This is a genomic window from Tepidimonas sp. (assembly GCF_036825565.1).
GTDB lineage: Bacteria > Pseudomonadota > Gammaproteobacteria > Burkholderiales > Burkholderiaceae_C > Tepidimonas.
The window spans coordinates 46,683-67,308 of sequence record NZ_DAISXZ010000004.1 but is presented as its reverse complement, the minus strand read 5'-3'; the positions used below and the strand labels follow the sequence as shown (position 1 = coordinate 67,308).

Here is a 20,626-nt window from a genome sequence, read left to right as displayed (position 1 = left end):
GGGCAACGCAGGCGGGGCGGGCGGTGCGGCATCGGGCGCCGCACCGAACGGCGCGCGCTCGGCCGCCGAACGGGTGGAGCCGGACCAGCAGCGCCAGCGCGACGCCGAGGCGCGCCGCATTCTGGAGCAGGAGCTGCGCCGGGCGGAGGAGCGCCTGGCCCAGGCCCGCGCCGATTACGCCGACGGCAAGCCGCCGCGGCTGGCGAACGAGCGCACCGACTCCCCGCGCTACACGGCGCGGGTGGAGGAGCTGCGCACCCGGGTTGAGCGGGCCGAGGCCGATGTGGCGGCGATCCGCCGCGAGATCGGTCGGCTGGACGGTGGGCGCTGACACCGCGATGGAAGCGCGTCGATCGCGGTCGGCCGGTGCCGACAAGCGCTTTGCGGCCTTGGACCTGCTGGCCACCCTGCTGGCGGTGGTGGACGATCGGGGCCATGTGCGCTACGCCAACCATGCCCTAGAGGATGCGATCGGCCTGTCACGCCGCAATCTGGCCGGCGTGCCGCTGACCGAGTGGGTGACCCAGCCCGAACTGCTGCAAAGCGCGCTAGACGGCGCGCGCGGGCACGAATACGCCGTCATCCGCTACGACACCCACCTCAAGCGGCTGCTGCGCGAGTCCTTGCCGGTGCACCTGGTGCTGGCGTCGACCGAATGGCCTGACCACCGCGTCGTCGAGATGTTGCCGCTGGAGCAGCAGACCCGCCAGGAGCGCGAGGAGCGCCTGCTCGAGCAGGCCCAGGCGAACAAGGAGCTGATCCGCAATCTGGCGCACGAGATCAAGAATCCCTTGGGAGGCATCCGTGGCGCCGCCCAGTTGCTGCAGATGGAGCTGGCCGACCGGGATGACCTGGTCGAGTACACCGAAGTCATCGTGCACGAGGCCGATCGCTTGCAATCGCTGGTGGATCGGCTGCTCGCGCCGCACCGGCGCGCGCCCGTGATGGCCGACGTCAACATCCACGAGGTTTGCGAGCGCGTGCGCGCTATCATCCTGGCCGAGTTTCCGCGTGGGATGCGCGTGGTGCGGGACTACGACACGTCCATTCCCGAGTTCCGCGGCGATCGCGAGCTGCTCATCCAGGCGGTGCTGAACCTGGCGCACAACGCTGCCCATGCCCTGAAGGACCGCATCGCTGCGGGGGATGCCTGCATCACCTTCCGCACGCGCGTGCAGCGGCAGGTCACCTTCGGCAAGCGGCGCTTTCGCCTGGCACTGGAATTGCATGTCATCGACAACGGTCCCGGCGTGCCCGAGGAGATCAAGGACCGCATCTTCTACCCGTTGGTGTCGGGTCGGGATGGTGGCACAGGCTTGGGGCTTACCCTGGCGCAAACGTTCGTGCAGCAGCACCAAGGTCTCATCGAGTGCGACAGCCGACCGGGATACACCGATTTCAAGATCCTCATCCCGTTGCCGTGATCCGGTGGCGCGGTGGGGCGAGCAGGAAGTGCCGCGCATGAAACCGATCTGGATTGCCGACGACGACCCCTCCATCCGCTTCGTTCTGGAAAAGGCGCTGGCGCGCGAGGGGCTTCCCACGCGCAGCTTCGACGGCCCCAAGGCCGTCCTCGACTCGCTGGCCGATGACGCGGACGAGGGCCCCCAGGTGCTGGTCAGCGACATCCGCATGCCCGGCGGATCGGGGTTGGAGCTGCTGGAGAAAGTCAAACGCCAGCACCCGGCCCTGCCGGTCATCATCATGACCGCCTATTCGGATCTGGACAGCGCGGTCGCCGCCTTTCAGGGCGGGGCGTTCGAATATCTGCCCAAGCCGTTCGACCTGCCCAAGGCGGTGGAGCTGATCCGCCGCGCCGTCGAAGAAAGCCAGCGCGAGGAGGTGGCGCAGGAGACGCTGGCCGCCGCGCCCGAAATCTTGGGGCAGGCCCCGGCCATGCAGGACGTGTTTCGCGCCATTGGGCGGCTCAGCCAAAGCCATGTCACGGTGCTGATCACGGGCGAGTCCGGCTCTGGCAAAGAGCTGGTGGCGCGGGCGCTGCACAAGCATTCGCCGCGGGCCAAAGGGCCGTTCGTCGCCATCAACACTGCCGCCATCCCCAAGGACTTGCTGGAGTCCGAACTGTTTGGCCACGAACGCGGCGCCTTCACCGGCGCCCAGACCCTGCGCCGTGGTCGCTTCGAGCAGGCCGAGGGGGGCACGCTGTTTCTCGACGAAATCGGCGACATGCCCTTCGAGCTGCAGACCCGGCTGCTGCGCGTGCTCTCGGACGGCCACTATTGCCGCGTCGGCGGCCACAGCGCCATCAAAGCCAATGTGCGCGTCATCGCCGCCACCCACCAGAACCTGGAGCAGCGGGTCAAGGACGGGGCGTTTCGCGAGGACCTGTATCACCGTCTGAATGTGATCCGCTTGCGCCTGCCCCCGCTGCGCGAGCGGCGCGAGGACATTCCGCTGCTGGCCCGCTTCTTTCTGCAGCACAGCGCGCGTCAGTTGGAGGTGGAGCCCAAGCGCCTGTCCGACGCGGCGCTGGAGGCCCTTGGCGCGTTCGATTTCCCGGGCAATGTCCGGCAACTGGAGAATCTGTGCCACTGGCTGACGGTGATGGCGCCGGCCCAAGTCATCGAGGTCAAAGACCTGCCACCGGAAGTGCTGGCCGCGCTGAACGAGCGGCGTCGAGCGTCCGCCGCCGAGCCGGTCACTCCGGTACCGGCCCCGCCTGCCCTACCCGTCCCATCCACCACCCCGGCAACGCCGCAGGCCCCCATTCCCCCCGCCTGGGCGCCGGGGGGCACCGTGGTGCCGCCGGCCTCCGCCGCGGCGGGCACGGCTCAGTCTTGGGAAGCCGCGCTGCAGGCCGAGGCCATGGCCCTGCTTGCCGAGGGGCGCCACGATGTGTGGGAAGCCCTGATCCGGCGGGTGGAAACTCGCCTGATCCAGACGGCGCTGCAGGCGACGCGGGGCCGGCGCATCGAGGCCGCGCAGCGCCTGGGCATCGGCCGCAACACCATCACCCGCAAGATTCAGGAACTGGGGTTGGAGTGACGGCCAGTGTCAGCACCACCGGCGCGTGGTCGCTGGGCTGCGGGCGCTTGCGGGGTGCGCGGTCGATGGTGCAGGCGATGGCGTGGGGCTTGAGCGCCTCGCTGATCAGGATGTGGTCGATGCGCAGCCCGCGGTTTTTGGGGAAGGCGAGCTGCCGGTAGTCCCACCACGAATAGCTTTTGGGTGGCTGCGGGAACAGCCGAAAGGCGTCGCGCAACCCCAGGTCTTTGAGAGCCTGCAGTTGCGCGCGCTCCTCGCGCGTGCAGTGGATGGTGTCGCGCAGGCCGTCCGGGTCCCACACATCGTCGTCGTCCACGGTGATGTTGAAGTCGCCCATCAGCACCAGCCGCGGGTGGCGGGCCAACTCCTGTTTGACCCAGGTGCGCAGCGCGTCCAGCCAGCGCATCTTGTAGGCGAACTTGTCGCTGCCCGGTGCCTGTCCGTTGGGAAAGTAGGCCCCGATCACGCGCAGCGGTGGCCCCCCCGGTGCCGGTTGGACCGTTGCCGCGATCACGCGCGCCTGTTCGTCCGCGAAGCCCGGGATGTTGCGCTGCACCTCCCTCAGGGTGCCGGGCGAGCGCACCAGCAAGGCCACACCGTTGTAGGTCTTTTGACCCAACCATGCGGCCGCGTAACCCGCCTGTTCCAGCGTCTGGGCCGGGAACTTGTCATCGGTGAGCTTGAGCTCCTGCAACGCCAACACGTCCACCGGATGGTCGGCCAGCCAGTCGAGTAGGTGCGGCAGTCGGACGGAAAGGGAGTTGACGTTCCAGGTGGCGAGGTGCATGCGGTGCTCCTGCGATCAGACGGTCCGCATTCTGCCCGAGGCGCCTCATTAGCACTTAGGCAGACCCAGCAGACCCCCGCTGGGGGCGCATTGCCTTATGCGACCGATGCCGCTGACGACTACGCGTAGCTGGTCGCCGGATGCACCCATCACGGTGATATTGCCGGCGGTGACGGTGCTGCGGCGCGGGTTGAAAATCAGCGTGTTTCCCGCGATTCCTGGTGCGAGGTCGATGCCCGGCCAATCGTCGCTGCGCACCACCCGTTCGGCGCCGTCGATGACGCAGTGCTGCAACTGCTCGCAGTCGCAGGAGGTCTCTAGCCGCCAGCCATAGCACCAGCGGCCATCCGCCGTGCGGCGAAAGCTCACCACCACGTTGGACAGCTGGCGGTGCGCTTCCGACTGGGCCAGCCGAAGATCGCTGTGCAACCGATCGGCCGCACCCCGCAAGCGGGTCGATTCACGCCAACCGGTGTAGGCAGGCAGCGCGGCTGACAACAAAATGGCCAGCACCGCCAAGCCGACCAGACACTCCACGAGCGTGATCCCACGCCCAGCCCTGCGGTCCCTTTGCCGCATCGCTACACTCCCCAAAACCGTGCCATTCGTGTAACACGGTCATTCTGCGGGAGGGGAGAGCAGCACTCCATCCCCCGATTGGGGGATGGCCAGACCCGTCTGGGGGCGAACGCGCGGTGGCCGATGGGGTGTCAGCTGGGGCCCGTCGGCGTCAGGCGGCGACTGCCTCACGCACCACCACCTCCCCGCGCAGCGAGTGCGGCAGCGCCTGGGTGATGCGCACGTCGATCATCTGGCCGATGAGGCGCCGGCCGTTGGGGCCGCCGTCGAAGTTGACGATGCGGTTGCAGGCGGTGCGACCCATCAGTTCGCTCGGATTCTTCTTCGACGGGCCTTCGACCAGAATGCGCTGCACGGTGCCGACGCGGCTGGCGCTGATGCGTTCGGCACTGGCCTGCAGCGCCGCCTGCAGCGTCTGCAGGCGTTTCAGCTTCACGTCATGTGGCGTGTCGTCCGGCAGGTTGGCCGCCGGCGTGCCGGGCCGCGGGCTGAAGATGAAGCTGAAGCTGGCATCGAACCCCACGTCCTCGACCAGCCGCATCAACTTGGCGAAGTCTTCCTCCGTCTCGCCGGGGAAGCCGACGATGAAGTCGCTCGAGAGGCTGAGATCCGGCCGCACCGCGCGCAGCTTGCGCACCGTGCTCTTGTATTCCATCGCGGCGTAGCCGCGCTTCATCGCCATCAGGATGCGGTCGCTGCCATGCTGCACCGGCAGGTGCAGGTGGCTGACGAGCTGCGGGATGCGCGCGTAGGCATCGATCAGGCGCGGTGTGAACTCGTTGGGGTGGCTGGTGGTGTAGCGGATGCGCTCGATACCGGGGATCTCGGCCACGCACTCCAGCAGCAGCGCAAAGTCCTCGCCATCCTCGCCGCGCCAGGCATTGACGTTTTGGCCCAGCAGCGTCACTTCCTTGACGCCCTGCTCGGCAAGACCCGCCACTTCCACCAGCACGTCCTGCAACGGGCGCGAGACTTCCTCGCCGCGCGTGTACGGTACCACGCAGTAGCTGCAATATTTGCTGCAGCCCTCCATGATGCTGACGAAAGCCGACGCGCCTTCCACCCGCGCCGGCGGCAGGTGGTCGAACTTCTCGATCTCGGGAAAGCTGATATCCACCTGCGGGCGGGCCTGCTGCTGGCGCTCGCGCAGCAGATCGGGCAGGCGGTGCAGCGTCTGCGGGCCGAACACCACGTCGACGTAGGGGGCGCGCTGGATGATGGCCTCGCCCTCCTGGCTGGCGACGCAGCCGCCGACGCCGATCAGCACGCCCTTTTGCTTCAGATGCTTGATGCGGCCGAGGTCGGAAAAGACCTTTTCCTGCGCCTTCTCGCGCACCGAGCAGGTGTTGAACAGGATCAGGTCGGCCTGCTCGGGGTCGTCGGTCGGCTCGTAGCCGTCGGCGGCGGCCAGCACGTCGGCCATCTTGGCCGAGTCGTATTCGTTCATCTGGCAGCCGAAGGTGCGGATGTAGACTTTCTTGCTCATGGGGCGTCAGCGGTGCGTGGTGTAGATCCAGGGGCTGGACGGAAAAAGCCTACTAGTCTAGCGCTTTGCGCGCAGCAGCGCCTTCTCCAGCTCCAGCACCGCCAGCACGGCTGCGCCGGCGCCCGCGCTGAGGGCCAGCAACGGCAGGGGCAGGGCCGCGCTGCCAAACCAGCTCTGCATGAAAGGCGCGTAGGTGAACAGCGCCTGCAGCCCGCTGGCGACCGCCACGGCCGCCAGCACCCGGGGGGTGCCGCGCACGCCCGTCCAGGTGAATGACGGCGCCTTGAGGTAGCGCACGCTGAACAGGTAGAAAATCTCCATCGCCACCAGCGTGTTGACCGCCAGCGTTTGCGCCACGTCGGCCGGGTGGCCCGTATCCAGCGCCCAGCGGTAGACGCCAAAGATGCCCACCGCGAACAGCGCGGACACCAGTCCGATGCGCCACAGCACGAAGCGGCTCAAAATGGGCTCGCCCGGTTGGCGGGGCGGGCGGCGCATCACGTCGGCTTCGGTCGGCTCGAAGGCCAGCACCATGGCCAGCGCCACCGAGCTGACCATGTTCACCCACAGAATCTGCACGGGCGCGATTGGTAGCGCCAGGCCAAAGAGCACGGCCACCAGCAGCGAGATCGATTCGCCGCCGTTGGTCGGCAGCAAAAACGTAATCACCTTGCGCAGGTTGTCGTACACGGTACGACCTTCCTCGACCGCGTGGGCGATGGTCGCGAAATGGTCGTCGGCCAGCACCATGGCGGCGGCGCGTTTGGCGGCCTCGGTTCCCTTGTGCCCCATGGCGACGCCCACGTCGGCGGCCCTCAGTGCGGGGGCGTCGTTCACGCCGTCCCCGGTCATTGCCACGATGTCGCCGTTGGCCTGCAGCGCGCGTACTAGGCGCAGCTTGTGCTCTGGCGCCGCGCGCGCGAAGACGTCGGTGGTTTGCACGGCCTCGCGCAGCGCGGCGTCGTCCAACGCCTCGATCGCCTGCCCGGACAGCGCCGGGGCCCCCGATCCCAGGCCGAGCTGATGCGCGATCGCGCTGGCGGTCACGACATGGTCGCCGGTGATCATCTTGACCCGGATGCCCGCGGCACGGCATTGCCCGACGGCGGCCTTGGCCTCCTCGCGCGGCGGATCGATGATGCCGACCAACCCGACGAGCACCAGATCCCCGGCCACGGCGTCGTGGGTGAGCGGGCGGTGGCTTGGCAGGACGCCGGCGGCGATGGCCAGAACCCGCCGGCCCTGCCGGGCTTGTCGTTCGACCTGATCGGCCCATTCGGCACGGCGCAGCGGCTGGGGGCGGCCGTGGGCGTCCAACTCGTGGCTGCACATCGCCAGCAGCCGCTCTGGTGCCCCTTTGACCCAGATGTCGATGTGCTTGCCAGCTCCGTCGCCTCGGCCGTGGGCTGTGGCCATGTAGCGGCGCTCGGACTCGAAGGGCAGCACGCCCACGCGCGGGCGCTCCTCCTTCAGGCGGACGGGGTCCAGCCCCGCTTTCATCGCCAGCGTCAGCAGGGCGCCTTCGGTGGGGTCGCCGGACAGCCGCCAGTCGTTGGCGCCGCCTTCGCCCTGGAGGAGTTCGGCATCGTTGCACATGGCAGCGCCTTCGGCCAGCGCGAGCAGGGCCGGTGCCTCGCGCCACAGCTCGGCGGGTTGTAGCGGCACGTCGCCGCGCAGCAGCGCCCCCGTCGGCGCGTAGCCCACGCCCTCCACATCCACCAGGCCGCCGGCCAGCACCACCTGCTGCACGGTCATTTCGTTGCGGGTGAGGGTGCCGGTCTTGTCGGAACAGATTACGGTCACGCAGCCCAGCGTCTCCACCGCGGGCAAGCGCCGCACGATGGCCCGCCGCTGCGCCATGCGCTGCACGCCGATGGCCAGAGTGATGGTCATGATGGCCGGCAGCCCCTCCGGGATGGCCGCCACCGCCAACCCCACGGCCGCCATGAAGGTGTCCAACGCCGGCAGCCCGCGCACCTACCAGCCGAACACGAACAGCAGCGCGGCGGCGGCCAGCACGGCCAGCGTGATCCAGCGGCCCAGTTGCGCCATCTGGCGCACCAGGGGCGTGGTCGTGTCGCCCACGTCTTGCAACAATCGCCCGATGCGGCCCATCTCGGTGGCCATGGCGGTGGCCACAACGACCCCGCGGCCCTGGCCACGGGTCACCAGCGTGCCCGCGTAGCCCATGCTGCGCCGGTCGCCCAGCATGGCCTCCGTGGGGACAGGGTCGGCGCGCTTGTCCACGGGCACGGACTCGCCGGTCAGCGCCGCTTCGTCCACCTGCAGTTCGTGCACCTGCAGCCAGCGCACGTCTGCCGCCAGGCTGTCGCCGGCCGTGGCCTGGACGATGTCGCCCGGGACCAGGTGGGCGGCGTCGATTTCCACCAGGTGGCCGTCGCGCCAGACGTGCGCGCGCGGGGCGAGCAGGTTGCGGATGGCGGCCAGGGCGCGTTCGGCTTTGCCCTCCTGAATCAGGCCGATCGTCACATTGAGCACGACCACCGTTACGATGACGACGGCGTCGATGCCGTGCCCGATGACGACGGTAATGGCGGCGGCGGCGAGCAGCACCCAGATCAACAGGTTGTCGAACTGGCGCGCGACGCGCCGCCACAGCGGCACCGGCGGCGTGTCCGCCAGCCGGTTTTCGCCGTGGCGTTCCAGCCGCGCGCTGGCATCGGCCGTGCTCAGGCCGCGTGCGGTGGTGTGCAACTGCTGCAAGACCGCGTCGCCGTCGAGGGCGTGCCACGCGGGGGTGGGGCGGCTGTCGTCGGCGCGGGGCGGTTCGGGAGGCGGCATGGCTTTGTCCATGATGTAGGCAGGGTTATCGTCGGACGCAGGCCGGTCGCCGCGAGTTCCTGGCTGGACCGGTGCGTAGGGGTCGTCGCCGGATCGGGGCACAGGCGTCAGTGGCCGGTGTGCGCTTCGACCCGCCGGCCGGCCAGCGCCACCCCGCGCAAAAAGCCGGTCAGGGCCGCATCGGCGCGGTGTTCGGCCAGCAGCTCGGCAGCGCGCTGGGTATCGCGCCAGCGACCGATGCGGCTTTGCCAGGCGCTGGCGTCGCGCTGCCAGCGATGGACGCGACGGGCGGCTTTGTCAGGCAGGGTGGGGGCGACGGCTTCGGCCCCGTAGCGCAGGCGCTTGGCCAGCAACCGGGCGGCGTGCAGAGCGTCGGTCGTGGTCTGGGCGTCGGCGGGATGGGCCGATTCCCGAAGGCTGCGCTCCAGTCGCGTATGCCAGCGGTCCAACCGCTCGGCAGCCCAGCCGGCAGGGGCCTCGGCGTGTTCGGGCAATTGCTGTAGCCATGTGGCGCAGGCCAGCAAAGCCTGCGCGGTCGCCGGATCGGCCAGTTGCGCCCGCAGCGCCCGCCGGGCGGCCCGCGCGCTGCCGGTCAGACGCCGGCTTGTCTGCTCCCAGGCGCGCAGACGGTCGGGGTGCGCGGCGTCGTCTTCCACGAACAACGGGCCCCAGAGGAGCAGCGTCTCGGTGAGCGCCACGTCCAGGTCGCGCACCGTGCCCAGACTGCCCAGCAACGGGCGCAGCGCGTCGTACGTCGGCGGGGCGGGCAGCCAGGGGCGCAGCAGGCGCAGCAGGCTGCGCCAGCGCCGCCAACCCACCCGGGCCTGATGCACGGCTTCCGGGTCGTCGTGGCGGGCCGCCAGCAGCAGGTTGTCGCACAGCTGCCCCAGGGCATCGGCCAGCGCGGCGCGGGCGACGGCCATCGGGTCCGCGTGTTGCGGCAGATCGAGCGGCCGCGCGACGACGGGTTGATCGAGCGTGCCATCGCCCAGCCGCTGGGCCTGCTCGGCCTTGCTGGTGCGGGCGGGCAGCAATGGCAGGTCGCTGGCCAGCGCGCCGGCCAGGGCGTGCAGGGCGGCGGGGTCGCCGGCCAGCAGCTCCAATTCCAGTTCCAGCAGCGGCGCCCGGCGGCCTGCCGCGCGGATGTCCCCGGCGTCCAGCGCGACCTCGACGACGCTGCCATCGCCACCCTGCACGGTCCAGGTCGTGCGCAGGCAGCGGGTTTCGTGCACCGGCTGCAGGGCATCGAGCCGTTGCGCCAGATCTGGGGCCGCCGCCAGCGCGGTGGTGCGCAACGCCGCCCGATCCAGCACCGGCCGCGCCAGCGGCGTGGTCCATTCGCCGCGCACGCTCAAGGCCCCGCTGCCATGGCCGGCGGTCTTGAGGGTTTGCTCCCACGCGCGCCCCGCAGGCGTGCCGTGCGTCGGCTGCCCGGTCGGGGGGGCCTTCCCAGGCAGTGCCTCGATCCCACGCAGGCGCAAGGCGCAGCGCTGGGTGCGCAGCCAGCCATCCGGGGTGTCGTAATAGCGGTTGACCAGCCGTTGCTGTCGCATGGGGCGCCGGCGCAACAGCGGGTGGCGGCGCAGGCGCTGCAGGGCGTCGTCGGCGCGTATGCCCGGCAGGGCGAACTTGAGTTCGATTTCTTGCGGCACAATGACCTCCGCCAAATACAGAACGCCTATCGTAGCCGTCCCATCCGTCATGAACCATCCTCCTCGCGACCTGTCCCACGTGGCCCCGACTGACCGGGCCGAAATCCTGTCCCAGGCGCTGCCCTACATCCGCCGCTACCACGGCAAGACGATGGTCATCAAGTACGGCGGCAACGCCATGACCGACCCCGAACTGCAGGCGGCCTTCGCCGAGGACGTGGTGCTGCTCAAGCTCGTCGGCATCAACCCCGTGGTGGTGCACGGCGGAGGCCCGCAGATCGAGACGCTGCTCAAGCGCCTGGGCAAGGAAGGTCGCTTCGTGCAGGGCATGCGCGTGACCGACGCCGAAACCATGGAGGTGGTCGAGTGGGTGCTCGCCGGCGAGGTGCAGCAGGACATCGTCGGGCTCATCAACCGTGCCGGCGGCAAGGCGGTCGGCCTGACCGGGCGCGACGGCGCGATGATTCGCGCGCGCAAGCTGCGCATGGTGGACCTCAACGACCCCAACGTCGAGCACGACGTCGGCCAGGTCGGCGACATCGTCTCGATCGACCCGAGCGTGGTGCGCGCGCTGCAGGAGGACCAGTTCATCCCGGTGGTCAGCCCGATCGGCTTTGGCGAACACAACGAAAGCTACAACATCAACGCCGATGTGGTGGCGGCCAAGCTGGCCACCGTGCTGCAGGCCGAAAAGCTGCTGATGCTGACCAACATCCGCGGCGTGCTGGACAAGGATGGCCAGTTGTTGGCCGAGTTGACGCCGCGGCGCATCGACGAGCTGGTGGCCGACGGCACCATCAGCGGCGGCATGATCCCCAAGATCGCCGGCGCGCTGGATGCGGCCAAGAGCGGCGTCAAGGCGGTGCACATCATCGACGGGCGCGTGCCGCACGCCATCTTGCTGGAGGTGCTGGGCGACCAGCCGTTCGGCACGATGATCCGTTCGCACTGACGCGGTCCGCGCTGGCGCCGCGAGGGCACTTGCACCATCCACCGGGTCGGCCTGCGAGTCGGTTTGGTACAGGGTTTTCCCTAGGGTTTGGGCATTGACAGCCCTCCGTTCGCCTCTAGAATAGAACGATCGTTCGTTTTATTTTGGAGGCTTGCATGACCGACATCGACGCCGCCCACCCGGCGGCTCGTGCCCGTGGTCGCAGCGCCGGCCGCGCGCCGCACAAGGGGCAGCAGACCAAGGCCGCCATCATCGATGCGGCGCTCGGGCTGGCCTCGCACGTCGGGCTGGAGGGTCTGAGCATCGGCGCCATCGCCGAGCTGATGGGCATGAGCAAGTCCGGCGTCTTCGCGCACTTCGGTTCGCGCGAGGAGCTGCAGATTGCCGTGGTGCGCGAGTACCACGCCCGTTTCGAGCGCGATGTCTTCCAACCGGCACTGGCCGCCCCGCGCGGGCTGCCGCGGCTGCGCGCGCTGTTCGACCATTGGATGCGCCAGACGTCGCTGGAGATCGACTCCGGCTGCATCTACATCAGCGGCGCGGTGGAGTTCGACGACCGCCCCGGCCCCGTGCGCGATGCGCTGGTGGACACGGTCAACACCTGGCAGTCCGCTGTGCGGCGTGCCATTCGCATCGCCATCGACGAAGGCCACCTGCGCGCCGATGCCGACCCCGCGCAGATCGCCTTCGAAATCCACGGCCTGATCCTCGCGCTGCATTACGAGGCGCGCTTTCTGCGCAGCCCGGCCGGGCTGCACCACGCCCGCACCGGTTTCGACAACATTCTGGCGCGCTACCAGCCCTGAGCGCCAGCCCCTTCAACCCCTCACCGTTCACCCGCGTCCAAGGAGACCACCATGCCCCAGTACACCCCGCCCCTGCGCGACATGCAGTTCATACTGCACGAAGTTTTTCATGTCGTCGACGAGCTCAAGGTCTGCCCGCCGCATGCCGAGGTGGATGCCGACACCATCAACGCCGTGCTGGAGGAGGGGGGGAAATTTGCCGCCGAGGTAACTTTCCCGCTCAACATCAGCGGTGACGCCGAGGGCTGCCGTCTCGACAAGACCACCCACACCGTCACCACGCCGCAGGGCTTCAAGGCCGCGTACGAGCAGTACGTGGCTGGCGGCTGGCCTGCCCTGTCGTGTGACCCGGCCTACGACGGCCAGGGGCTGCCCTTCGTGGTCAACCAGTGCTTCTACGAGATGCTCAACAGCGCCAACCAGGCGTGGACCATGTACCCCGGGTTGAGCCACGGTGCGTACGAATGCCTGCACGCCCACGGCACCGAGGCGCAGAAGGCGCTGTTCCTGCCCAAGCTGACCAGTGGCGAGTGGACCGGCACCATGTGCCTGACCGAGCCGCACTGCGGAACCGACCTGGGTCTGCTGCGCACCAAGGCCGAACCGCAGCCCGACGGCACGTACAAACTTACCGGGCAGAAGATCTTCATCTCCGCCGGCGAGCACGACCTGGCCGCCAACATCGTGCATCTGGTGCTGGCACGGCTGCCCGACGCCCCGGCGGGCAGCAAGGGGATCAGCCTGTTCCTGGTGCCCAAGTTCCTGGTCAACCCCGATGGCAGCCTGGGCGAGCGCAACGCCATCTACTGCGGCGGCCTGGAGCACAAGATGGGCATCCACGGCAACGCCACCTGCCAGATGATCCTGGACGGCGCGGTCGGCACGCTGGTCGGCCAGCCCAACAAGGGCCTGCAGGCCATGTTCGTGATGATGAACGCGGCCCGCCTGGGCGTGGGTAACCAGTCGGTGGGCCTGACCGAAGTGGCGTTCCAGAATGCGCTGGCTTATGCCAAAGACCGCATCCAGATGCGCAGCCTGTCGGGCCCGAAGGCCAAGGACAAGCCCGCCGACCCCATCATCGTGCACCCGGACGTGCGCAAGATGCTGCTGACGGCCAAGGCCTACGCCGAGGGCGGGCGGGCTCTGTTGATCTACTGCGCGCTGCTGCTGGACAAGGAACTGCACCACCCCGACGAGAAGGTGCGCAAGGACAGCGCCGACCTGCTGGCCTTGCTGACGCCGATTGCCAAAGCCTTCCTGACCGACAACGGCTTCGAGGCCACCAACCACTGCCTGCAGGTCTTCGGTGGCCACGGCTACATCAAGGAATGGGGCATGGAGCAGTATGTGCGCGATGCCCGCATCAACATGATCTACGAGGGCACCAACACTGTGCAGAGCCTGGACCTGCTGGGCCGCAAGGTGCTGGCCAACAACGGCGCCACGCTCAAGAAGTTCGGCAAGCTGGTCGCCGCGCTGGTAGAGGAAGAAGGCGTCAACGAAAAGATGGCCGAGTTCATCAACCCGCTGGCCAACTTGGGTGAGCAGATGACCAAGTTCACCACCGAGATCGGCTTCAAGGCGCTGCAAAACCCTGACGAGGCGGGCGCCGCCGCCGTGCCCTACCTGCGCGTGGCAGGCCACCTGGTGTTCGGCTACTTCTTTGCGCGCATGGCCTCGGTGGCGCTCAAGGCCATTGCTGCCGGCAGCACCGACCCCTTCTACACCGGCAAGCTGCAGACGGCGCGCTTTTACTTCGCCCGGCTGTTCCCGGAGACCGCGACGCTGATGCGTCTGGCGCGCTCCGGCAGCGCGGCGCTCATGGACACCGACGCGGCACTGGCCTGATCGCCCACGCGCAGAGGAGACGACCCATGCGGTACCGCATCGCTGCCCTGTTGCTGGCCCTGGCCGCCCCGGCCTGGGCCAACCCCACCCCCGTCGGCCGGTGGCACACCATCGACGACGACACCAAAGAAGTCAAAAGCGAGGTCGTCATCACCGAGCAGGACGGCGTGCTGACCGGGCGCGTCGAGAAGCTGTTGCGCAAGGGCGCCGACCCTAACCGCCGCTGCACCGCCTGCACCGACGACCGCAAGGACCAGCCCATCGTCGGGCTGGAGATCATCCGCGGCGTGCGGCAGGTGCCGGGCAAGGCGGTTTGGGAGGGCGGCACCATCCTCGACCCCGAAAACGGCAAGACCTACCACGTGCGCCTGACGCCGGTGGAAGGCGGCGCCAAGCTGGAGGTGCGCGGCTCCATCCTGTTCATCGGCCGCACGCAGACCTGGGTGCGCGCGAACTGACGCGCCCCGCCCATCGCAAGGATTCATCATGTCCCGATTCACCGTCAAACGCGTCGCCGTGCTCGGCGCCGGCGTCATGGGGGCGCAGATCGCTGCGCACCTGATCAACGTTAAAGTGCCGGTGGTGCTCTTCGACCTGCCCAAGGACGGCGCCGACAAGAGCGCCATCGCCCGCCAGGCGATCGCCAACCTGAAAAAAATGAAGCCCAGCCCACTGGGCGTGGCCGACGACGCCGACCTGATCCGGCCGGCCAATTACGACGAGCACCTGGCCCTGTTGGGCGAGTGCGACCTCGTCATCGAGGCCATTGCCGAGCGCATGGACTGGAAGCACCAGCTCTACGCCCGCATCGCGCCGCACCTGGCCACGCACGCCATCCTGGCCACCAACACCTCGGGCTTGCCAATCTGTCAGTTGGCCGAGCCGCTGACGACCGAGCTGCGGCCGCGCTTTTGCGGCATCCACTTCTTCAACCCGCCGCGCTACATGCCGCTGGTGGAGCTGATCGCCGCGCCCGAGACGCGCGCCGACGTGCTCGACGCGCTGGAGGGGTTCGTCACGACGACGCTGGGCAAGAACGTCGTGCGCGCCAAAGACACGCCGAACTTCGTCGCCAACCGCATCGGTATTGCCGGCATGCTCTCGACGATGATCGAGGCCGAACGGCATGGCCTGACGTTCGACGTCGTCGATGACCTGACCGGCAAGCGGCTCGGGCGCGCCTCCAGCGGCACCTGCCGCACCGCCGACGTGGTGGGGCTGGACACGCTGGCGCACGTGATCCGCACGATGCAGACCCAGCTCAGTCCCGAGACCGACCCGTTCTACCCGACGTTCGAGACGCCCAAGGTGCTGCAGGCGCTGCTCGACAAGGGCCACCTCGGGCAAAAGACCAAGGCGGGCTTTTACAAAAAGGTCGGGCGCGACGTGCTGCGCTTCGACCTCGCCACGGGCGACTACGTGCCCGCCGGCAGCAAGGCCGACGAGGTCTATGGCCGCATGTTGAAAAAACCCGCCCCCGAGCGCCTGAAGCTGCTGCGCAACGCCGAGGGGCCGCAAGGGCGCTTTTTGTGGGCGATCCTGCGCAACGGTTTTCACTACGCGGCGCTGCACCTGCAGTCGATCGCCGAGACGGCGCGCGACGTCGACCAGGCGATGCGCTGGGGCTTTGGCATGCAGCAGGGGCCGTTCGAGCTGTGGCAGCAGGCCGGCTGGCTGGAAGTGGCGCGCATGGTGCAGGAGGACATCGACGCCGGTCGCGCGCTGTGCTCGGCGCCGCTGCCCGCCTGGGTGTTCGACGGCCCGGTGGCCGAGCGCGGCGGCGTGCACCAGCCGGAAGGCTCGTGGAACCCGGCCACCGGCCGCTTCGAGCCGCCGCGCACGCTGCCGGTGCATGCGCGCCAGCTCTACCGCGAGCGCGTCGTCGGCGAAGGGGGGGCGGACTGGCGCACCGACGGCGCCACGGTGTATGAAGACGAGGCGATTCGCCTGTGGACCCTGCCGCGCCCCGGCTTGGACGACGTGCTGATCGCCAGCCTCAAGACCAAGATGCACGCCATTAGCCCAGCCGTGGTGGAGGGGCTGGACCGTGCGGTCGAGGAAGCCGAGGCGCGCTTTGCGGGCCTGGTGGTGTGGTCGGGCGATGAGCCGTTTTCGGTCGGCGCCGACCTGCAGGCGACCCTGCCGGCGTTTGCCGCCATGGGTGTGCAGGCCATCGAGTCGGTGGAGGCGGAGATGCAGCGCGTCATGCTGCGGCTGCGCTACGCCCAGGTGCCGACGGTGGCAGCGGTGCGCGGCATGGCGCTGGGCGGTGGCTGCGAGTTGGCGGTGCACTGTGCGCGCCGCGTGGCGCACATGGAAAGCTACATGGGCCTGGTGGAGGTCGGCGTCGGCCTCATCCCCGGCGCCGGCGGGCTGACCTACATCGCCCGCCGCGCCGCGGAAAACGCCCGCGCCAGCACCGGCACCGACCTGCTGCCGTTCCTGACCGAGGGCTTCAAGGCCGCGGCGATGGCCACGGTGGGCACCAGTGCGCTGGAAAGCCGCAAGCTCGGCTACCTGCTGGACAGCGACGTCATCGTGCCGCACCGTGACGAGCTGCTGTTCGTCGCCGTGCGCGAGGCACAGGCCCTGGCCACGGGCGGCTACCGGCCGCCGCTGCAGCGCCGCTTCCCCGTGGCAGGTCGCAGCGGCAAGGCCACCATCCTGGGCTCGCTGGTCAATATGCGCGACGGCGGTTTCATCACCGCGTACGACTTCCACATCGCCAGCCGCATCGCCCATGTGGTCACGGGCGGCGATGTCGAGGCCGGCACGCTGGTGTCCGAGGACTATCTGATGAAGCTGGAGCGCGAGGCCTTCTGCGCCCTCATTGTCCAACCCAAGACGCAGGCCCGCATCATGGCCTTGCTCGACAGCGGCAAGCCCCTGCGCAACTGAACCCGCGGAGACACCCGACATGAAAACCCGACAAGACGCCTACATCGTCGCGGCCACCCGCACACCGATCGGCAAGTCCCACAAGGGTTATTTCCGCCACACCCGGCCGGACGACCTGCTGGCGCACGTGTTGCGCGCCGCCGTGGCACAGGTGCCCTCGCTCGACCCGGCCGCCATCGAAGACGTGATCTGCGGCTGCGCCATCCCCGAGGCGCAGCAGGGATTGAACGTCGCGCGCATCGGCGCGGTGCTGGCCGGTCTGCCCAAGAGCGTGGGCGGCATCACCGTCAACCGTTTCTGCGCCTCCGGTCTGTCGGCGGTGCAGATGGCGGCCGATCGCATCCGCGTCGGCGAGGCGGATGTGATGATCGCCGCCGGGGTGGAGAGCATGAGCATGGTGCCGATGATGGGCAACACGCCCAGCCTTTCGCCGGCGATCTTTGCCAACACCGACGATGTGGACGACTATGGCATCGCCTACGGCATGGGGCTGACCGCCGAGAAGGTGGCGCAGCAGTGGAAGGTGTCGCGCCAGGCGCAGGACGAATTTGCGCTGCAGTCGCACCAGCGCGCCATCCGCGCACAGCAGGCCGGCGAGTTCCGCGACGAAATCACGCCGGTGGAGGTGGAAGAACGCACGCTGGATCTGGACCGGGGCGAAGTCGGCATCCAGCGCCGCACCGTCGATCTGGATGAGGGCCCGCGCGCCGATACCACCCTGGAAGCCCTGGCCAAGCTGCGCCCGGTGTTCGCCACGCCGCGCCGCGCCGACCTCACGCCCACCGGGCTGGGCAGCGTCACGGCGGGCAACAGCTCGCAAACCTCAGACGGCGCTGGCGCCCTGATCCTGGCCAGCGAGGCGGCCATCCAGCGCTTCGGCCTGCAGCCGCTGGCGCGCTTCGTCGCCTACGCCAGCCGCGGCGTGCCGCCGCACATCATGGGCATCGGCCCGGTGGAGGCCATCCCCGCAGCGTTGAAGGCCGCCGACCTCAAGCAAGACGACCTCGACTGGATCGAGCTCAACGAGGCGTTTGCTGCGCAGTCACTGGCGGTGATGAACCAACTCGGGCTCGACCCCGCCAAGGTCAACCCGATGGGCGGCGCCATCGCGCTGGGTCACCCGCTGGGTGCCACCGGCGCTATCCGCTCGGCCACCGTCGTGCACGCGCTGCGCCGCCGCCAGCTGCGCTATGGCATGGTGACGATGTGCGTCGGCATGGGGCAGGGCGCAGCGGGCATTTTCGAGCGGGTATGATGGCGCAGGAGACCACGATGGCCGACATCCTCGAACACACCGAAGGCGGCGTGCTGACGCTGACCCTCAACCGCCCCGCCCGCAAAAACTCGCTGACTAGCGCCATGTATGCCACCCTGGCGGATGCGCTGGCGCGTTCGGCGGCCGATGCGTTGGTGCGCGTCGTCGTCATTCAGGGCAACGAGGCGATGTTTTCGGCGGGCAACGACATCGAGGAGTTCCTCAATGCTCCGCCCGCCGGGACCGACAGCCCGGTATTTCGCTTTCTGCGCGGCATAGCCACGTTCCCCAAACCCCTGGTGGCGGCGGTATGCGGCCCGGCGGTGGGTATCGGCACCACGCTGCTGTTTCACTGTGATCTGGTCTATGCAGGTGACAACGCGGCGTTTTCGATGCCGTTCGTCAACCTCGGGCTATGTGCCGAAGGGGCATCGAGCCTGATCGCGCCGCAAATGTTCGGCTACCACCGCGCCGCCGAGGCCCTGCTGCTGGGTGAGCCGATCTACGCCGACGCCGCGTTGGAGGTGGGGCTGGTCAACAAGATATTGCCGCCCGCCGAGGTCAATGCATACACGCAGCAAGTGGCGCGCAAGCTGGCGGCCAAGCCTCTGACGTCGCTGGTCGAGACCAAGCGCCTGATGAAGGGCGGTCAACAGGACGCCGTGCTGCAGCGCATGGCCGAAGAGGGGGCCGTGTTTGGCCGCATGCTGCGCGAGCCCGCCGCGCGGGAAGCCTTTGCGGCGTTTCTGGAAAAGCGCACACCCGATTTCAGTCGCGTCTGACGGCGGGTCGGGCGACCGCGCCATACTCGCGGACATCGCCCGCTGTCGTTCCTGCCCACTCTGCCTGCCCAGCGTATGACACGCATCGTCCACCCTCCGACGCAACCCGTGGTCTTCGAGGCCGAATTTCTCGAAGGCGTGCGGCAGATCTTCGAGGAGAAGATCGTCTTCAACCAGGTGCTGGGCTTGCGCGTAACCGAAATCGCGCCAGAGCGCGTGCGCGGCCACATCGCCATGCGCCCGCAGCTGGTCGGCCACTTTGCCTACAACCGCATCCACGGTGGCGTCATCAGCGCGGCGCTCGACGCCATGGGCGGGCTGGCGGTGATGGCCGCCATTGGTGCGCGCCATCTCGACGAGCCGCCTCTGCAGCGCCTGCAGCGCTTCGCCAAGCTGGGTACCATCGACTTGCGCATCGACTACCTGCGCCCCGGGATTGGCGAGGCCTTTGATCTGGAAGCCGAAGTGCTGCGCTTGGGCTCGCGCGTGGCCACCACCCGCATGGCGTTTCTTGCCGTCGATGGCAAGCTGCTGGCTTCCGGGGCGGCGGCTTATATCGTTTCGTGAGCAGCGTTTGCTCTACGGCTTACCCATGCCTGAGCTGACAGAAGCGCTGTCATCAGGGTAAAGAAGTGGCTTTCGCGCGCACTCCACAACGGTGAATTGAACAGACTGTTGACAGCAAGCAGTGCGGTCAGTCCTAACAGTAAACTTTTCCACGTGGTCGATTCGCTGCGCCACACTGTCACACAAAGAGCAGCCAGGAGCCCAAGATAAGCGATGACGCCGACCAAACCGTGGTTCACGCCGAAAAAGAGATATTGATTGTGCGGATGCCAATGAAAAATATGGCAGTCCTCTGCACGATCCAGATATTCGCAAATACGCGTATGGTAAGCGCCGGTACCGTGACCGATGAGGGGTGCATCCGCGATCATAGCCAGCGTTGTTCTTTGGTTATATAGCCGGTGTCCAATGGAAGAATAGGGATCGGTGTCGGCCTGACGGGCTTCCCCTATGGCTTGAACGACGCGGTCTCTCATCAAGGAAGATGTTGCCAAAGCCAATCCCAGCGTGAGTGGTGCCAGCGCGACGGCAATGAAAGCAACCTTGCGCCGCGGCATGCTGACGGCGAAAACCAACAGTGCTGTCGCTACGAGGACCAACCCCGTGCGCCCTTGCGAAAGGTGGGTGATACTGACGATGGAAGGCAAGACCAGCGACCAGCACAACCAGCGCCGCCATCCGTACGTCTGCTGACCAGCAATGAGCAGAAGTAGAACGAAAAACGACATCATCACATTCTGCGTGATGTAGTCACCAAAGACATGGTGACTGACACCCCAGCCGGTGTGCTGGGTTTCCGACCACGGAAGGACCCACCACACATTGGCCCATGTCGAACCGAGCACGAAGGTCATCGCCAGCGCAAATCCCCATAAAGCAAGCTTGCGCACGCGTGGTTCGGTCATGAGAATGGGAAGCCAAACCCCGATGGCCCCGACTTTGAGATACTTGTTGAGACTGAGCAGCCAGTCAGACGTGGGTGCATCGGTGTAGGTGATGCCAAGGACAATCACGCCATACAGCGTTAGTGCGGCCCAAAACACGGGATGCTGCCGCAGGTTGCTCCAGCGTTCCCGCCAGCGACCGGCCAGGGGTGCCATCAGCAAGCTCAGTAGCAAGGCGAGATTGGCCAGGCCCAGCGCCACTGGGGTCGCTGTCATCCCAACCGCAAATAACCAGGCAGGCAGCGATTGGATCCGGCCCAGG

15 protein-coding genes and 2 pseudogenes are annotated in these 20,626 nt (G+C 68.0%); 11 read left to right on the top strand and 6 right to left on the bottom strand.

Features of this window, described 5'->3' with window-relative positions; all coding sequences use genetic code 11:
* From V7026_RS01690 to ntrC, 3 genes and pseudogenes are all read left to right on the top strand, one after another.
* Positions 1-331, top strand: a pseudogene (locus V7026_RS01690) (hypothetical protein); the annotation flags it as partial.
* Positions 332-338: 7 nt separating this feature from the next.
* Positions 339-1,424: a nitrogen regulation protein NR(II) gene (gene glnL, locus V7026_RS01685; protein ID WP_334153513.1), complete on the top strand. Its 1,086-nt coding sequence runs from the start codon at positions 339-341 to the stop codon at positions 1,422-1,424.
* A gap of 37 nt (positions 1,425-1,461) precedes the next feature.
* Positions 1,462-3,006 carry a nitrogen regulation protein NR(I) gene (gene ntrC / locus V7026_RS01680; protein ID WP_334153512.1) on the top strand — a complete coding sequence of 515 codons (1,545 nt, stop codon included), beginning with the start codon at positions 1,462-1,464 and terminating at the stop codon, positions 3,004-3,006.
* Here the strand turns inward: ntrC and V7026_RS01675 are convergent.
* From V7026_RS01675 to V7026_RS01650, 5 genes and pseudogenes are all read right to left on the bottom strand, one after another.
* Positions 2,972-3,793, bottom strand: a complete 822-nt coding sequence (locus V7026_RS01675; protein ID WP_334153511.1) for an exodeoxyribonuclease III — start codon at positions 3,791-3,793, stop codon at positions 2,972-2,974. The genes ntrC and V7026_RS01675 overlap by 35 nt on opposite strands.
* Positions 3,794-3,841: 48 nt before the next feature.
* Positions 3,842-4,372, bottom strand: coding sequence for a GspH/FimT family pseudopilin (locus V7026_RS01670; RefSeq protein ID WP_334153510.1), 531 nt, complete (start codon positions 4,370-4,372; stop codon positions 3,842-3,844).
* A 151-nt stretch (positions 4,373-4,523) separates the two neighbouring features.
* Positions 4,524-5,858 (bottom strand): tRNA (N6-isopentenyl adenosine(37)-C2)-methylthiotransferase MiaB, encoded by a 1,335-nt coding sequence (gene miaB, locus V7026_RS01665; protein ID WP_334153509.1) that lies wholly within the window; start codon positions 5,856-5,858, stop codon positions 4,524-4,526.
* Between the two features lie 57 nt (positions 5,859-5,915).
* Positions 5,916-8,660 (bottom strand): annotated as a pseudogene (locus V7026_RS01660) (cation-translocating P-type ATPase).
* Between the two features lie 107 nt (positions 8,661-8,767).
* The gene (locus V7026_RS01650; protein ID WP_334153506.1) at positions 8,768-10,312 is read right to left on the bottom strand and encodes a CYTH and CHAD domain-containing protein; all 1,545 of its coding nucleotides are present in this window, start codon (positions 10,310-10,312) and stop codon (positions 8,768-8,770) included.
* A gap of 49 nt (positions 10,313-10,361) precedes the next feature.
* On the opposite strand from V7026_RS01650, the gene argB reads away from it, so the two are divergent.
* The 8 genes from argB (at position 10,362) to V7026_RS01610 (ending at position 19,420) form a co-directional block, all read left to right on the top strand.
* Positions 10,362-11,264 carry an acetylglutamate kinase gene (gene argB, locus V7026_RS01645; protein WP_334153505.1) on the top strand — a complete coding sequence of 301 codons (903 nt, stop codon included), beginning with the start codon at positions 10,362-10,364 and terminating at the stop codon, positions 11,262-11,264.
* Positions 11,265-11,419: 155 nt separating this feature from the next.
* Positions 11,420-12,070, top strand: coding sequence for a TetR/AcrR family transcriptional regulator (locus V7026_RS01640; protein ID WP_334153504.1), 651 nt, complete (start codon positions 11,420-11,422; stop codon positions 12,068-12,070).
* 51 nt (positions 12,071-12,121) lie between these two features.
* Complete coding sequence (locus V7026_RS01635; protein ID WP_334153503.1) at positions 12,122-13,918, top strand: acyl-CoA dehydrogenase C-terminal domain-containing protein; 1,797 nt, start codon at positions 12,122-12,124, stop codon at positions 13,916-13,918.
* A gap of 26 nt (positions 13,919-13,944) precedes the next feature.
* Positions 13,945-14,376, top strand: coding sequence for a DUF2147 domain-containing protein (locus V7026_RS01630; RefSeq protein ID WP_334153502.1), 432 nt, complete (start codon positions 13,945-13,947; stop codon positions 14,374-14,376).
* A gap of 28 nt (positions 14,377-14,404) precedes the next feature.
* Positions 14,405-16,816 carry a 3-hydroxyacyl-CoA dehydrogenase/enoyl-CoA hydratase family protein gene (locus tag V7026_RS01625; RefSeq protein WP_334153501.1) on the top strand — a complete coding sequence of 804 codons (2,412 nt, stop codon included), beginning with the start codon at positions 14,405-14,407 and terminating at the stop codon, positions 16,814-16,816.
* Between the two features lie 19 nt (positions 16,817-16,835).
* The gene (locus V7026_RS01620; protein ID WP_334153500.1) at positions 16,836-18,071 is read left to right on the top strand and encodes an acetyl-CoA C-acyltransferase; all 1,236 of its coding nucleotides are present in this window, start codon (positions 16,836-16,838) and stop codon (positions 18,069-18,071) included.
* 17 nt (positions 18,072-18,088) lie between these two features.
* On the top strand, positions 18,089-18,853 hold the full coding sequence (locus V7026_RS01615; protein ID WP_334153499.1) for an enoyl-CoA hydratase: 765 nt from the start codon (positions 18,089-18,091) through the stop codon (positions 18,851-18,853).
* Positions 18,854-18,928: 75 nt separating this feature from the next.
* Entirely contained in the window at positions 18,929-19,420 is a 492-nt protein-coding gene (locus V7026_RS01610; RefSeq protein WP_334153498.1) for a thioesterase family protein, read from the top strand.
* Here V7026_RS01610 and V7026_RS01605 read toward each other — a convergent pair.
* Positions 19,405-20,520, bottom strand: a complete 1,116-nt coding sequence (locus V7026_RS01605; RefSeq protein WP_334153497.1) for an O-antigen ligase family protein — start codon at positions 20,518-20,520, stop codon at positions 19,405-19,407. The genes V7026_RS01610 and V7026_RS01605 overlap by 16 nt on opposite strands.
* Positions 20,521-20,626: the final 106 nt, after the last annotated feature.